The sequence below is a fragment of the Pseudomonas sp. genome (assembly GCF_030684895.1).
Taxonomy (GTDB): domain Bacteria; phylum Pseudomonadota; class Gammaproteobacteria; order Pseudomonadales; family Pseudomonadaceae; genus Aquipseudomonas.
Map to the genome: position 1 here is coordinate 29,315 of NZ_JAUXXP010000001.1, position 12,729 is coordinate 42,043.

The 12,729-nt window shown below is 62.9% G+C and carries 16 protein-coding genes; 9 read left to right on the forward strand and 7 right to left on the reverse strand.

What is annotated here, in order from left to right; translation table 11 throughout:
• Position 1: 1 nt before the first annotated feature.
• The gene (gene znuA / locus Q8M42_RS00135; RefSeq protein ID WP_304865905.1) at positions 2-943 is read right to left on the reverse strand and encodes a zinc ABC transporter substrate-binding protein ZnuA; all 942 of its coding nucleotides are present in this window, start codon (positions 941-943) and stop codon (positions 2-4) included.
• Between the two features lie 93 nt (positions 944-1,036).
• Between znuA and Q8M42_RS00140 the strand changes: the two genes are divergently transcribed.
• The 7 genes from Q8M42_RS00140 to Q8M42_RS00170 all read left to right on the forward strand — a co-directional run bounded on the left by Q8M42_RS00140 (position 1,037) and on the right by Q8M42_RS00170 (position 6,949).
• The gene (locus Q8M42_RS00140; protein WP_304865819.1) at positions 1,037-1,522 is read left to right on the forward strand and encodes a Fur family transcriptional regulator; all 486 of its coding nucleotides are present in this window, start codon (positions 1,037-1,039) and stop codon (positions 1,520-1,522) included.
• A complete protein-coding gene (gene znuC, locus Q8M42_RS00145; RefSeq protein ID WP_304865816.1) occupies positions 1,519-2,325 on the forward strand; it encodes a zinc ABC transporter ATP-binding protein ZnuC in 807 nt (268 codons plus the stop codon). The genes Q8M42_RS00140 and znuC overlap by 4 nt, the downstream gene beginning before the upstream one ends.
• A complete protein-coding gene (gene znuB, locus Q8M42_RS00150) occupies positions 2,318-3,106 on the forward strand; it encodes a zinc ABC transporter permease subunit ZnuB (RefSeq protein ID WP_275959922.1) in 789 nt (262 codons plus the stop codon). The genes znuC and znuB overlap by 8 nt, the downstream gene beginning before the upstream one ends.
• A gap of 282 nt (positions 3,107-3,388) precedes the next feature.
• Complete coding sequence (locus Q8M42_RS00155; protein WP_304865812.1) at positions 3,389-4,243, forward strand: PA5502 family lipoprotein; 855 nt, start codon at positions 3,389-3,391, stop codon at positions 4,241-4,243.
• 201 nt (positions 4,244-4,444) lie between these two features.
• Positions 4,445-5,452 (forward strand): methionine ABC transporter ATP-binding protein, encoded by a 1,008-nt coding sequence (locus tag Q8M42_RS00160; RefSeq protein ID WP_304865810.1) that lies wholly within the window; start codon positions 4,445-4,447, stop codon positions 5,450-5,452.
• Positions 5,452-6,129: a methionine ABC transporter permease gene (locus Q8M42_RS00165; RefSeq protein ID WP_304865808.1), complete on the forward strand. Its 678-nt coding sequence runs from the start codon at positions 5,452-5,454 to the stop codon at positions 6,127-6,129. Before Q8M42_RS00160 ends, Q8M42_RS00165 begins: the two co-directional genes overlap by 1 nt.
• 49 nt (positions 6,130-6,178) lie before the next feature.
• A complete protein-coding gene (locus tag Q8M42_RS00170) occupies positions 6,179-6,949 on the forward strand; it encodes a MetQ/NlpA family ABC transporter substrate-binding protein (RefSeq protein WP_304865806.1) in 771 nt (256 codons plus the stop codon).
• Positions 6,950-7,099: 150 nt separating this feature from the next.
• Here the strand turns inward: Q8M42_RS00170 and Q8M42_RS00175 are convergent, their stop codons facing one another.
• Positions 7,100-7,969, reverse strand: coding sequence for a LysR substrate-binding domain-containing protein (locus tag Q8M42_RS00175; RefSeq protein WP_304865803.1), 870 nt, complete (start codon positions 7,967-7,969; stop codon positions 7,100-7,102).
• Between the two features lie 110 nt (positions 7,970-8,079).
• On the opposite strand from Q8M42_RS00175, the gene Q8M42_RS00180 reads away from it, so the two are divergent.
• Positions 8,080-8,505, forward strand: a complete 426-nt coding sequence (locus tag Q8M42_RS00180; protein WP_304865801.1) for a VOC family protein — start codon at positions 8,080-8,082, stop codon at positions 8,503-8,505.
• A 4-nt stretch (positions 8,506-8,509) separates the two neighbouring features.
• Here Q8M42_RS00180 and Q8M42_RS00185 read toward each other — a convergent pair whose 3' ends face one another.
• Genes Q8M42_RS00185 through Q8M42_RS00205 form a run of 5 tightly spaced genes read right to left on the reverse strand, consistent with a single transcriptional unit; the run spans position 8,510 to position 12,434 of the window.
• Positions 8,510-9,142, reverse strand: a complete 633-nt coding sequence (locus Q8M42_RS00185) for an SCO family protein (protein ID WP_304865798.1) — start codon at positions 9,140-9,142, stop codon at positions 8,510-8,512.
• Between the two features lie 11 nt (positions 9,143-9,153).
• A complete protein-coding gene (cyoE, locus tag Q8M42_RS00190) occupies positions 9,154-10,053 on the reverse strand; it encodes a heme o synthase (protein ID WP_304865795.1) in 900 nt (299 codons plus the stop codon).
• Between the two features lie 24 nt (positions 10,054-10,077).
• Entirely contained in the window at positions 10,078-11,118 is a 1,041-nt protein-coding gene (locus Q8M42_RS00195; RefSeq protein WP_304865792.1) for a heme A synthase, read from the reverse strand.
• Between the two features lie 25 nt (positions 11,119-11,143).
• Entirely contained in the window at positions 11,144-11,728 is a 585-nt protein-coding gene (locus Q8M42_RS00200; protein ID WP_304865789.1) for a hypothetical protein, read from the reverse strand.
• Positions 11,703-12,434 (reverse strand): SURF1 family protein, encoded by a 732-nt coding sequence (locus tag Q8M42_RS00205; RefSeq protein WP_304865787.1) that lies wholly within the window; start codon positions 12,432-12,434, stop codon positions 11,703-11,705. The genes Q8M42_RS00200 and Q8M42_RS00205 overlap by 26 nt, the downstream gene beginning before the upstream one ends.
• A gap of 88 nt (positions 12,435-12,522) precedes the next feature.
• On the opposite strand from Q8M42_RS00205, the gene Q8M42_RS00210 reads away from it, so the two are divergent.
• Positions 12,523-12,726, forward strand: coding sequence for a twin transmembrane helix small protein (locus tag Q8M42_RS00210; RefSeq protein ID WP_304865784.1), 204 nt, complete (start codon positions 12,523-12,525; stop codon positions 12,724-12,726).
• Positions 12,727-12,729 lie beyond the last annotated feature (3 nt).

Genomic DNA, 12,729 nt, shown 5'->3' on the forward strand with positions numbered 1-12,729 from the left:
ACTACAGCGCCTCGAGACAACTCGCCAGCTCACCCGCCATATTTTCCAGCAGGGCTTCATAGCCTTTGGCATCCACTGGCAAGGTACCGCCCATTGAGTCCAGCTCGGCCAGGGTGACCGGCAGGCCGGCGGTCAGGGTTTGCGCCAGCCGCGGGCGAAACGGCGGCTCACTGAAAACACAGGTCGGCCCGGCTTGTTGCAGGCGCTCGCGCATGGCGGCGACGTGCTGGGCGCCTGGCTGCACTTCACCGAGCACGCTAAAAACGCCGGCGTGGTTGAGGCCATAGGCGGCCTCAAAGTAGTCGTAGGCTTCGTGGAAGACGAAGTAGGGCTTGCCGGCCAGACCGTTCAAACGGGTTTTCAGGCGCTGATCCAAAGCATCCAGACGCTGGCCAAACGCCTTGGCATTGGCCTGGTAGCGCGCGGCATTGGCCGGGTCGGCCTGTGCCAGGTCAGCGGCGATCTTGCCGGCGATGATCCGAGCATTGGCGGGCAGCAGCCAGAGGTGCGCATCCAGGCTGCCGGGGCGGTGGGCATGATCATGCTGGTCGGCGGCGTGCGCGTGATCTGCGTGATCTGCGTGATCTGCGTGATCATCTTGATGCTCATCGCTATCACCGAAATGGCGCAGTGCCATGCCTGGCACATCCTGCACCGCCACGCTGGGCTTATCACGGCCCGCCAGCACGCGCGGCAGGAAGCTCTCCAGGTCCTGACCGATCCAATACAGCAGGTCAGCATCACGCACGCGGCGCACATCGGAGGGGCGCAGCGCGTAGTGGTGAGGCGAAGCACCCGGCGGCAGCAGTACATCGGGCTGGCCGACGCCGTCCTGCACGGCAGCAGCAATCAGCTGCAGCGGCTTGATGCTGGTCAGCACGCGCAGCTGGCTTTGCGACTGGGCCTGAACCGCGAAACTCAGGGAAAAACTGATCAACAGCAGGCCTAAAGCCGGAAAAAGACGCAACACGGGGAGCACTCAAGCGGGAAGGAACGAGTAATATAATAACGTCTCTCACCTTATTCGTCGTTGCCCATGACTCAAGCGCCCCTGGCTTCACGCCCACACGACCATTCCCATTGCGTCAGCCATGCCCTGGCCGAGGCCGAGGCCATCTGCGCCCGCCAGGGTCTGCGCCTGACCGTCTTGCGCAAACGCGTGTTGGAGCTGGTCTGGGCCAGCCACAAGCCGCTGGGCGCCTACGACATCCTCGGCGTCTTGAGCGATGAAGACGGCCGCCGCGCCGCGCCGCCCACGGTGTACCGCGCACTGGATTTTCTCTTGGAAAACGGCCTGGTGCACCGCATCGCATCGCTGAACGCCTTTGTCGGCTGCAGCCACCCGGAGCACGCGCACCAGGGTCAGTTCCTGATCTGCCGGGGCTGCCATGCGGCCATCGAGCTGGAACACGCGGCAATCAGCGACGCCATCATCAGCGGCGCGGCCGGCGTCGGTTTCGCCGTGGAAAGCCAGACCGTGGAAGTGGTCGGCCTCTGTGCAGGCTGCCGGGAGCCCGCATGAGCGATAGCCTGATTCGCCTCGCAGGCGTGGGCGTGACCTTCGCCGGACAGAACGTCCTGCAGGATGTGCAGCTCAGCGTGAAGCCGGGTGAAATCGTCACCCTGATCGGCCCCAACGGCGCCGGCAAAACCACCCTGGTGCGCGCCGTACTCGGCCTGCTCAAGCCGGACAGCGGCAGCGTCTGGCGCAAGCCCAAACTGCGCGTCGGCTATATGCCGCAGAAGCTGCACGTGGATGCCACCCTGCCGCTCTCGGTGCTGCGCTTTCTGCGCCTGGTGCCGGGCGTCAGCCGCACGGACGTGCAGGCCGCACTGGCCGAAGTGGGCGCCGAGCAGGTGCTCGACAGCCCGCTGCAAAGCATCTCAGGCGGTGAGCTACAGCGCGTGCTGTTGGCCCGCGCCCTGCTGCGCAAGCCGGAACTGCTGGTGCTGGATGAGCCGGTGCAGGGCGTTGATGTCGCCGGCCAGGCTGAGCTTTATCGCTTGATCACCCAACTGCGCGACCGCCATGGCTGCGGCGTGCTGATGGTCTCCCACGACCTGCACCTGGTGATGAGCACCACCGACCAAGTGGTGTGCCTGAATCGTCATGTGTGCTGTTCCGGCCACCCCGAGCAGGTCAGCTTTGATCCGGCCTTTGTCGAGCTGTTCGGCGAGGACGCCAAGAGCCTGGCCGTTTACACCCACCACCACGATCATGAGCACGACCTGCACGGCGCAGTTGTTACAGAAGCACCGACCAGCCTGAGTATCAAAGGCCCGGTAACACCGCATATCCACGGAGATGGCTGCAAGCATGGCTGATTTTCTGCTCAACGCCCTGCTCGCCGGCCTGGCCCTGGCGCTGGTTGCCGGCCCGCTGGGCTCCTTTGTGGTGTGGCGGCGCATGGCCTATTTCGGCGACACCCTGTCGCATGCCGCGTTGCTCGGCGTGGCCCTCGGCCTGATGCTCGACGTCAGCCCGACCCTGGCGGTAACCGTCGGCTGCGTGCTGCTGGCGGTGCTGCTGGTCACCCTGCAAAGTCGCCAGCCGCTGGCCTCGGACACCCTGCTTGGCATCCTCGCCCACAGCACCCTGTCGCTGGGCCTGGTGGTGCTGAGTTTTATGCAAGATGTGCGCATCGACCTGATGGGCTATCTATTCGGCGATTTGCTGGCAGTGGGACCCACTGATCTCGCCTGGATCATCGGCGGCAGCGCGCTGGTGCTGGTGCTGCTGGCCCTGCTGTGGCGGCCGCTGCTGGCGATTACCGTGCATGAGGAACTGGCCAAGGTCGAAGGCCTGCCAGTGGCGGCGATTCGCCTGAGCCTGATGCTGCTGATTGCCGTGGTGATCGCCGTGGCGATGAAGATCGTCGGCGTGCTGCTGATCACCTCGCTGCTGATCATCCCTGCCGCCGCCGCCCAACGCCATGCGCGCACCCCGGAACAGATGGCCTTCGGCGCCAGTCTGCTAGGCATCGTCGCGGTGTGCGGCGGGCTGAGTCTGTCGTGGTTTCAGGACACTCCGGCCGGCCCGTCCATCGTGGTCAGTGCGGCAACCCTGTTTCTACTGAGCTTTGCCCTGCCACGGCGCACAGCCTGACACCTGCGGTTAAACGGCTTCTCGTCGGGTGGGTTAGGCGCTTGTTACACGCTGGATGGCCTGTGCAATTTGCCGTTGCGCCGTAACCCACCATCGACGCAACACGGAAGATCGCCTGGTGGGTTACGCGACGCGCCAAAGGGGCGGTGCCTGGAAGTACGAGGCATGGCGTCGCTAACCCACCCTACGGAGCCTGCCAAGGCGAACCGCCTGAAAGATTGGTGATGCCCCCGAGCGCAGTGTAAACTTGCGCGTTTTTTGCACAATTCGAGACCCGCAGCAATGAAATCGTCGGTTTTTCGTAATCTTTTGCCCTTTCTGGTTCTGCTGCTAGCCGGCTGCCAAAGCGCGCCACAGCAGCCGGCCAACCTACCGGTGGATGATCTGGTCAGCGCCTTTCGCCAGCTCGACCAGAGCCTCGCCAGCGGTGACCTGAGCAACGCCGAAAGCCAGCTCGGCAACCTGCAACAACGCGCCGCCGGTGATACGCGCCTGGAGCAATACCAGCGCCAGCTCGCCGAAGCCCACCTGCAACAAGGACAAAAAGCCCTGCAGGCCGGTGATCTGGACAACGCCACCAAAGCCCTGAGCCGCGCCCGCAGCCTGATGCCGCAAGCACCCGCGCTGACCACCGGCCTGGATGGCGCCATCGCCCAAGCGCGCGAAGCCGAGCTGGCCGCCGCCGAACAACAGCGGCGTACTGCTGAGCAGGCTGATGCGCGTGCCGAAGCCACGCGCCTGGAGCAGGCGCGCCAGTTGCGTCTGGCTGCCGAGCGCCAGGCCGCCGCGATTCAGGCTACTCAGCTGCCAAATACCCCGCCAGCCGAAGCACCTGCACCGGCCAAGCCGCAGGCCCGGTTGATCGACCCGGCCGCCGCTAGCAGCGTGATCAGCCTGCCGATGCTGGATAACCAGGACAACGAGCGCCTGCGCAGCCTGCTCGATGGCGTTGCGGCGGATATGGTCGCGTTCAATTGCGCAGTGCGTATCGAAGTACGCCAGGCCAAGGATTTCCCCTGGGTCGCCTCTCTGCTCAGTGCGCGGATCAAGCGCCTGGACCCGCGTTTCAACCCGCGCATGAGCCAGGTAATCAAACCTGCTCAGGTGCCGCAGCTGGTGCTCACGCCCAAGCGCTGATAAGGCTTGGGCGGTATAACGACCGGGCTTGCCCGGTCGTTTGCATTGGCGCTGGCTACACTGGGCGGAACAGCCCAGCCATTAATGCGATTTAGCTATAACCATAGGCCCACAAAGATTTTTGCGGCCTAAACAGTGGCGGGTAGACTAGCCGGCCGTTTCTGCCTACCCGGCAACTTTGAAACCCAAAAGGTTTATGCAGTGATCAACTTTCATCAGGTCCACAAGGCGTACCGCGTCAGTGGTCAGGACATCCCCGCGTTGCAGCCGAGTGATCTGCAGATCGCCCGGGGCGAAGTGTTCGGCATCATCGGTCACTCCGGCGCCGGCAAAAGCACCCTGCTACGCCTGATCAACCGTCTGGAAGAGCCTTCTGGCGGGCGTATCGAGATCGACGGCGAAGACGTCACCGCGCTCGACGCCACAGGTCTGCGGCGTTTTCGTCAGCGGGTTGGGATGATCTTCCAGCACTTCAACCTGCTCTCATCCAAAACCGTTGCTGACAACGTCGCCCTGCCGCTGAAGCTGGCCGGTGAGTTGCCGCGCAGTGCGATCAACGCCCGAGTTGCCGAATTGCTGGCACGGGTCGGCCTGCAGGATCACGCCAACAAATACCCGGCGCAGCTCTCCGGTGGACAGAAACAACGCGTCGGCATTGCCCGCGCCTTGGCCACTGAGCCGAAAATCCTGCTGTGCGACGAGGCCACCAGCGCCCTCGACCCGCAGACCACCGCCTCGGTGTTGCAGCTGCTGGCCGAGATCAACCGCGAACTGAACCTGACCATCGTGCTGATCACCCATGAGATGGACGTGATCCGCAGGGTCTGTGACCGCGTGGCGGTGATGGATGCCGGCGTGATCGTCGAATCCGGCCCCGTGGCCGAGGTGTTTCTGCACCCGCAGCACGCCACCACCAAGCGCTTCGTGCAGGAAGCCGAACAGATCGACGAGAACGAACAGCGTGATGATTTTGCCCATGTCGCCGGGCGTATCCTGCGCCTGACCTTCCAGGGTGAGGCGACCTACGCGCCGCTGCTGGGCACCGTAGCGCGCGAGACCGGGGTGGATTACAGCATCCTCGCCGGGCGCATCGACCGCATCAAGGACACCCCCTACGGCCAGCTGACCCTGGCCCTGACCGGCGGCGATCTGGACGCCGCGCTGGCGCGCTTTGCAGCCGCCGACGTGCATCTGGAGGTGCTGCGCTAATGGACGCCTTACTGACTCGCTTGCTGCCCAACGTCGATTGGGCGGAAATCGGCTACGCCAGCCTGGACACCCTGAGCATGCTCGGCGGCTCCATGCTGTTTACCGTGCTGCTCGGCCTGCCGCTGGGCGTGCTGCTATTCCTGACCAGCCCACGGCAGATGTTCGAACAGAAAGCCTTCTATGGCTTCCTGTCGCTGCTGGTGAATATCCTGCGTTCGGTGCCGTTCGTGATCCTGCTGATCGTGATGATCCCCTTCACCGTAATCGTCACCGGCACCTCGCTGGGTGTACCTGGCGCCATTCCGCCACTGGTGGTGGGCGCCACACCATTCTTCGCGCGCCTGGTGGAAACCGCGCTGCGTGAAGTCGACCGCGGCATCATCGAAGCAACCCAGGCCATGGGCGCCACCACCCGGCAGATCGTGGTCAACGCGCTGCTGCCCGAGGCGCTGCCCGGCATCATCGCCGCGATTACCGTAACGGCCATCACCCTGGTGTCCTACACCGCCATGAGCGGCCTGATCGGCGGCGGCGGTCTCGGCGACCTGGCCGTGCGCTATGGCTATCAACGTTATCAACCCGACGTGATGGCGGTGACAGTGATCCTCCTGCTGGTGCTGGTACAGATTCTACAAACCGTCGGCGACAAGCTGGTGGTGCACTTTTCGCGCAAGTAAACCGCTGGCGACTACCCGTCGCCACCCCTGATCCCACAAGGAGTTAGTCATGAAAAAACTGATCGCCGCAGTCGCTGCCCTAGCAGCCTTCTCCGCCCAGGCCGAAAGCCTGAGCGTCGCCGCCACTGCCGTACCGCATGCGGAAATCCTCGAATTCGTTAAGCCGGCGCTGGCCAAAGACGGCGTTGAGCTGAACATCAAGGTGTTCACCGACTACGTGCAACCGAACGTGCAGGTTGCCGAAAAGCGCCTGGATGCCAACTTCTTCCAGCACAAGCCGTACCTGGATGAGTTCAACAAGAGCCGTGGCACCGAGCTGGTCAGCGTGGCCGGCGTGCACGTCGAGCCCTTCGGCGCTTATTCCAGTCAGCACAAAACCCTGGCCGAGCTGCCACAAGGCGCCAACGTGGTGATCCCGAATGACGCCACCAACGGCGGCCGCGCCCTGCTGCTGCTGCAGAAGGCCGGGGTCATTACCCTGAAGCCGGAAGCAGGCATCCTCGCCACGCCGAAAGACATCGTCGAGAACCCGAAAGCCATCAAGGTGCGTGAGCTGGAAGCGGCCACCCTGCCGCGCGTGCTGACCCAAGTCGACCTGGCGCTGATCAACACCAACTACGCCTTGGAAGCCAAACTCAACCCAACCAAGGACGCCCTGGCCATCGAAGGCAGCGACTCGCCGTACGTCAACATCCTCGTGGCGCGTGCCGACAACCAGGACAACGCCGCCCTGCAGAAGCTGGCCAAAGCACTGAACAGCGCCGAAGTGAAGGCTTTTATCGCTGAGAAGTATCAGGGCGCTGTAGTTCCGGCGTTCTAAGGCACAGCGCTGATGCCGTTCACTTAAACTAAGTGAGCGGCACTCTTGTAGCCCGGATGCAATCCGGGAATGATCTTGAGCAGGGTAACCGCCCCCGGATTCCATCCGGGCTACCCTGGGCCAAACCCCGCCTCGTGCGGGGTTTGTCGTTTAAGGTGTAGCGGCAGACTCGCGCAGACACTCCAGCAGGCAGTCCAACGCCGGCTGACGCTGAGCGCGGCGCAATATCGCCACCAGTTCGCGGTGAAAGGTCAGCACGCCCAGTTCGATCACCCGCAACTGCGTCGGCCGCTGCAGCCACAACCCTGCGCGTGGAATCAGCGACACACCAAGGCCACATTCGACCATCCGCACGATGGCCTCCAGCTCATCCAGCTCCAGCGCTTCCTGCACCGTCAGGCGCTGCTCGCGGAGAAACTGGTTGACCCGCCGTCCGCCGAACGAGCGTCGGTCGTATCGCACAAACGGCTGCTCAGCGAGGATCTGCAGCGGATCATCCGCTGTGACGCTGAGTGGGGTGATCAGCACAAAGGGTTCACGCGCCAGACTGATCTGCAGCAGCTCCTTGGGCAGCTCGAACGGCGGCTTGATCAGCAGCGCCAGGTCCAGTTCACCGGCATCGATCTGGCTCAGCAAGTTCAGCGACACGCCCGGCACCAGCTTCAGCTCGACCCGTGGCGCGGCGGCGCGAAAACGCGGCAAGGCCTCGGGCAACAAACCAGTCTGCAAGGTGGCAATCGCACCGACCTTCAGCTCGCCCTGCCACTCAGCCGCGCGGGTCGGCAAGGCCATCTGCGCGTACAACCCAAGCATCTGCTCCGCCAGCGGCAAGGCATGCCGACCGGCAGCATTGAGCACCGCCGAGCGCCCACTGCGCTCGAACAGGCGGACGCCCAGGCCCTGTTCCAGTACACGCATCTGTGCGCTGACCGCCGACTGGGTCAAACCGACCTGCTGGCCAGCCGCAGCGAAGGTGCCATGCCGCGCCACCGCCACAAAGGTTTTCAATTCGCGCAGCATCGACGCCTCGACTGATCAATTTTGTTTGTGCTTGCGAGCAAGGATATTCGCTTTTAATCAGAATCGCTGTTGCTGAGAATCAGCAGACAACACTCTCAAGGAACTTCAGCATGGCTCTCGCACCCTTTCACCTGGCAATTCCCGTCTACGACCTGGCTTCCGCACGGCATTTCTATGGCGAGGTGTTCGGCTGCGCCGAAGGCCGCAGCAGCGACCACTGGGTGGATTTCGACTTCTTCGGCCACCAGCTGGTGATTCACCAGGCGCCGAAGATGGCGCATCAGGAAGCAGCGCACAGCAACCCGGTGGACGGCCACGATGTGCCGGTGCCGCATTTCGGTGTGGTATTGGGCTGGGAGGATTGGCAAACGCTGGCGGCACGGCTACAGGCCAAAGGCACGCCATTTGTGATCGAACCCTATGTGCGCTTCGCCGGCCAGGTCGGCGAGCAGGCCACGCTGTTCCTACTCGACCCCTGTGGCAACGCCCTGGAGTTCAAGGCGTTCAAGGACATCAGCCAGCTATTTGCCAAGTGATGCGTTACGGGCGATCAAACAGGCCGGGCAACTGTGCGGCCAATTTGCTGTTGTTGATCGGGGCGCGGATAAAGCCGCGCTGCCTGCCATCCGGGCCGATCAGCACCAGGTTACCGCTGTGGTCGACGGTGTAGTTTTCCTTGCTGGTATCAGCCGGAATAAACGGAATGCTGACGCCGTTGGCCAGCTTCTGGATGGTCGCCTCTTCGCCGGTCAAGCCGATAAAGCCGGCATCGAAGTAATCCAGGTACTTCTTCAGCTGCTCCGGCGTGTCGCGATTCGGATCGACCGTAACCAGCACAATGCGCAGCTTGGCCAGGGTTTCCGGCGGTAGCTGACCTTGCAATTGACGCAGTTGGGCGAGGGTGGCTGGGCAGATATCCGGGCAGAAGGTGTAACCGAAAAACAGCAGGCTCCACTGATCCTTGAGCTGATCGACCGCCACTGCCTGGCCGTCCTGATTGGTCAGGCTCAGCTCCGGCAGGCTGCGGCTTTGTGGCAGCAGGACGATACCGGCATCCAGCAGCACGGTGGGATCACCCTGGCCCTTGCTGGTCAGCACCTTGTTGACGGTCAGGCCCAGCACCAGGGCGACGATGGCAACGAGAACAAAAACAGTGATCTGGGTTCGGGACATGGCACCAACGATTACAGGTTTAACAGCAGATAGTGGTCGACCAGCAGGGCGATAAACAGCGCGAAAAGATACCAGATGCTGTACTTGAAGGTGCTGATCGCCGCATGCGGTTTGCTGTCACGGTACAGCACCACCGCCCAGTACAGAAAGCGCCCGCCCAACAGCACGGCGCAGGCGAGATAGAGCAGCCCGCTCATATGGATGGCATAAGGCAGCAGGGTCACCGCAAACATCACCAAGGTGTACAGCAGGATATGCACCTTGGTGTAGTGCTCGCCGTGGGTCACCGGCAGCATGGGGATATCGGCCTTGGCGTATTCCTCCTTGCGGTGGATGGCCAGGGCCCAGAAGTGCGGTGGCGTCCAGGCGAAGATGATCAGCGCCAGCAGCAGCGGTTCGGCGCTGATATGCCCGGTAACCGCGACCCAGCCGAGCAGCGGTGGCGCTGCGCCAGCCAGCCCGCCGATGACGATATTTTGCGGCGTGGCGCGCTTAAGAAAGCCGGTGTAGAGCACCGCATAACCGAGCAGCGAAGCCAGGGTCAGCCAGGCCGCCAGCTCGTTGGTAAAGGTCAGCAGCAAGGCCATGCCAGCTACGGCCAGCAGCAGGGCAAAACCCAGCGCGGCAGTGGGCGAGATACGCCCCGAAGTGACCGGACGCTTGAGCGTGCGCGCCATAATCGAATCGATACGCCGATCCACCACATGGTTGACCGCCGCTGCCGCGCCGGCGCACAGACCGATACCCAGGTTGCCGAAGATCAGCACCTGCCAGGCCACGCCTGCGCGGGTGGCGAGGAACATGCCGACCAAGGAGGTGATCAGCATCAGCACCACCACCCTGGGCTTGGTCAGCTCCAGGTAGTCGCGCCAGCTGGCGTGGGCTTGCTGTTCGCGCGCTAGAGTAGCCATAAGGTCTCTCCTCGATTGTTTTTGTTATTTGCTCGGCAACAGCGCAAGGCCAGCCTGCGCCTCTGCTGCCGGAGATGCCAGCCGAACTGCGCTGCGCACCCGGTAGTTGATCAGTACCAGCGTCAGCAGCAGAGCCGCGCCGCCGAGGTTGTGCGCCACCGCTACCAGCAGCGGCAGGTGAAACACTACGTTGCTGATACCCAGGCTGATCTGCACGGCCAGCGCTAGCAGCAACAAGCCGGCTAACCGCGAAAGGCCATGACGCTTGAGTTGCCAGGCCAATAGCAGAAGCACCAGGGTGACCAGCAGTGCGCCGATGCGGTGGGTCATATGAATGGCGGTGCGTGCGGCGCTGTCGAGCTGACCGCCAAGGTAGTTGGGGCCGATATGCTGAGTCAGGTGAAAACCGTTGGCGAAGTCCATCGCCGGCCACCATTCGCCATGACAGGTCGGCAGATCAACGCAGGCAACCGCCGCGTAGTTGCTGCTGACCCAGCCACCAAGGGCGATCTGCCCAACGACCAACAACAGGCCGAGCGCCGCCAGGCTGCGCAGGCGCGCGGGAAGATTGGCCAAGGCGGCCGCCTTGCCGGAGAGACGCAGGGTTAAAAGAAACAACAGGCTAAGGGTGGCGAAACCACCCAGCAGATGCGCCGTAACAACTTGTGGCCAGAGCTTCAGGGTCACCGTCCACATGCCGAAGGCCGCCTGCAGGGTCACCAGGCCCAACAAGAACAGCGGCAGTTTAAGTGGCTGATCCGCCTCGCCACGGCGGCGCAGCGCCTGTACCGCCAAGCCGAGAATCACCAAACCCAGGGCGCCAGCAAAATAGCGGTGGATCATCTCGTACCAGCCCTTGGCCACTTCCACCGGCGCTTCGGGAAAGCGCGCTTCAGCCAGGGTCTGTTTATGCTCGCTCATCGGCACGCCGATAAAGCCGTAGCAGCCAGGCCAGTCGGGACAACCGAGGCCGGCGTGGGTCAGGCGGGTATAGGCACCGAGCAGCACCACCACGACCGCCAACACAGTGGCGAACAGGGCAAAACGGTAACCGGGCTTGCTCATCATCAGTCCTTAGCCATGGGCAGCATTAGCCAATTTGCGAGATTTTCAACAGGTGCCGCAGGTCGTTAAGAATCGCCTTGCCGTTGCTGGTGGCGTCATAACGCAGCACCAGATTGCCGCGCGGGTCGACAATCCACAGCTGCGCGCCTTCTACCTTACCGGCGGCCTTGTCATAAACATCCAGCTGCAGCTGATAGCGCGCCAGCTGCGGGTATTCACGGCGCAGCTGAGCGTCATAGTCGCTGGCGATGGGTTGAGCAGAAGCCAGGCCATGGGCGGCGCGGCCGACATCACGGTTTAAACCGATATGCACCTGACGGGCGAGAAAAACCAACTCCTTGCAGGCGGCATCGCAGACATCCGGCACGGTCACCAACAGCTGCCAGCGTTGCTCATCGGCACCGACCACACCAAGGTCGGCGCGGGTCTGACCGGTACCAATCAGTTCGCCGTGGTAGCTGCGGGTTTCCGGCACCCAGAAGCGCCACTGATACATGGCGCTGGCGAGGATCATCGGACCGATTACCACGACCAGAATCAGGATCAGTTGCAGCCGTCCACGGCGACGCTGGCTGGGTGACACTTCAGGCAGGGCGATGGCTGGGTTCATGGTGAGTCTCCCGCGCGTTAGATAGACCTAAATAGATAAACAGGCAGAGCAAGGCCGCCGCCAGGGCGAACCACTGCACCGCGTAACCGAGGTGTTTGTCGGGACTCATGGCAATAACCGGCCAATCGCTTTGAAATGACGCGGGGCCCGGTTCGAGGCGGACCTCATAGGCCAGACCGCCACGCCCCAGTTGCTGCCACAGGGCATCCGGTTTGACCTCACTAATCAGCCGCGGCCAGCCCGTAGTGGCTTGCTCACCCTGCAGCTGAAACGCTTCCCCCAGCGGCACATACACCATGGCCTGCAGGCGCAACGGCGTATCCGGGGTGGCAAAGGTTGGGCTGATGCGCCGGTCCGGCCAGGCCAGCCAGCCGCGATTGAGCAGCAGCCAGAGGCCGCTGGCCTGATCATAAAAAGGTTGCAACACCTCCACACCGACCTTGCCGTCGCGGGTGCGGTTGTCCAGCAGCAGGGTATGCCGCGCGTCGAAGAAGCCCTGCAACTGCACGCGCTGGTAGGCCGGGTTGGGCTGGCGCTCCAGCTCAGCGATGCTGATGGGTGCGGCCAGTTGCTGGGCCTGATGTGCGGCCAGCAACTCGCGCTTTTCTTCGGCTCGCGCCAGCTGCCAGAAGCCCAGGGCTATCAGGCAGGGAAACAGCAGCAGCACCAGTACGCTAGGCAGCCAGCCAGGACGGAAGGCGCTCATAGCGACCTCCCTAAAGCCCTGTACAAGCTGGCTATACTGCAGCTGAAGCGCATTTCCCTTCCCCCGAAGTTCTGCTTGGGAGTCACGCATGCTCAAAGCCGCGATCGTCCTGTTACTACTGGCTACTCTGGTCAGCCTATTCAGTGGCCTGTTCTTCTTGGTCAAGAACGAAGGTAAAACCTCCCGGGTAGTCAACGCGCTGACTGTGCGCGTGACCCTTACCGCGCTGACCGTTGCCCTGATTGCCTGGGGTTTCTACAGCGGCCAACTGGTCTCGCATGTCACCTGGTAGTCG

Coding starts and splice junctions, on each gene's coding strand:
- Q8M42_RS00175 (WP_304865803.1), bottom strand. CDS start 7,969: ATGCTGCGCGAATTGAAAACCTTTGTGGCGGTGGCGCGGCATGGCACC.
- Q8M42_RS00180 (WP_304865801.1), top strand. CDS start 8,080: ATGGCTCTCGCACCCTTTCACCTGGCAATTCCCGTCTACGACCTGGCT.
- Q8M42_RS00170 (WP_304865806.1), top strand. CDS start 6,179: ATGAAAAAACTGATCGCCGCAGTCGCTGCCCTAGCAGCCTTCTCCGCC.
- cyoE (WP_304865795.1), bottom strand. CDS start 10,053: ATGGCTACTCTAGCGCGCGAACAGCAAGCCCACGCCAGCTGGCGCGAC.
- znuC (WP_304865816.1), top strand. CDS start 1,519: ATGAGCGATAGCCTGATTCGCCTCGCAGGCGTGGGCGTGACCTTCGCC.
- Q8M42_RS00165 (WP_304865808.1), top strand. CDS start 5,452: ATGGACGCCTTACTGACTCGCTTGCTGCCCAACGTCGATTGGGCGGAA.
- Q8M42_RS00155 (WP_304865812.1), top strand. CDS start 3,389: ATGAAATCGTCGGTTTTTCGTAATCTTTTGCCCTTTCTGGTTCTGCTG.
- Q8M42_RS00205 (WP_304865787.1), bottom strand. CDS start 12,434: ATGAGCGCCTTCCGTCCTGGCTGGCTGCCTAGCGTACTGGTGCTGCTG.
- Q8M42_RS00185 (WP_304865798.1), bottom strand. CDS start 9,142: ATGTCCCGAACCCAGATCACTGTTTTTGTTCTCGTTGCCATCGTCGCC.
- Q8M42_RS00140 (WP_304865819.1), top strand. CDS start 1,037: ATGACTCAAGCGCCCCTGGCTTCACGCCCACACGACCATTCCCATTGC.
- Q8M42_RS00195 (WP_304865792.1), bottom strand. CDS start 11,118: ATGAGCAAGCCCGGTTACCGTTTTGCCCTGTTCGCCACTGTGTTGGCG.
- znuB (WP_275959922.1), top strand. CDS start 2,318: ATGGCTGATTTTCTGCTCAACGCCCTGCTCGCCGGCCTGGCCCTGGCG.
- Q8M42_RS00210 (WP_304865784.1), top strand. CDS start 12,523: ATGCTCAAAGCCGCGATCGTCCTGTTACTACTGGCTACTCTGGTCAGC.
- Q8M42_RS00200 (WP_304865789.1), bottom strand. CDS start 11,728: ATGAACCCAGCCATCGCCCTGCCTGAAGTGTCACCCAGCCAGCGTCGC.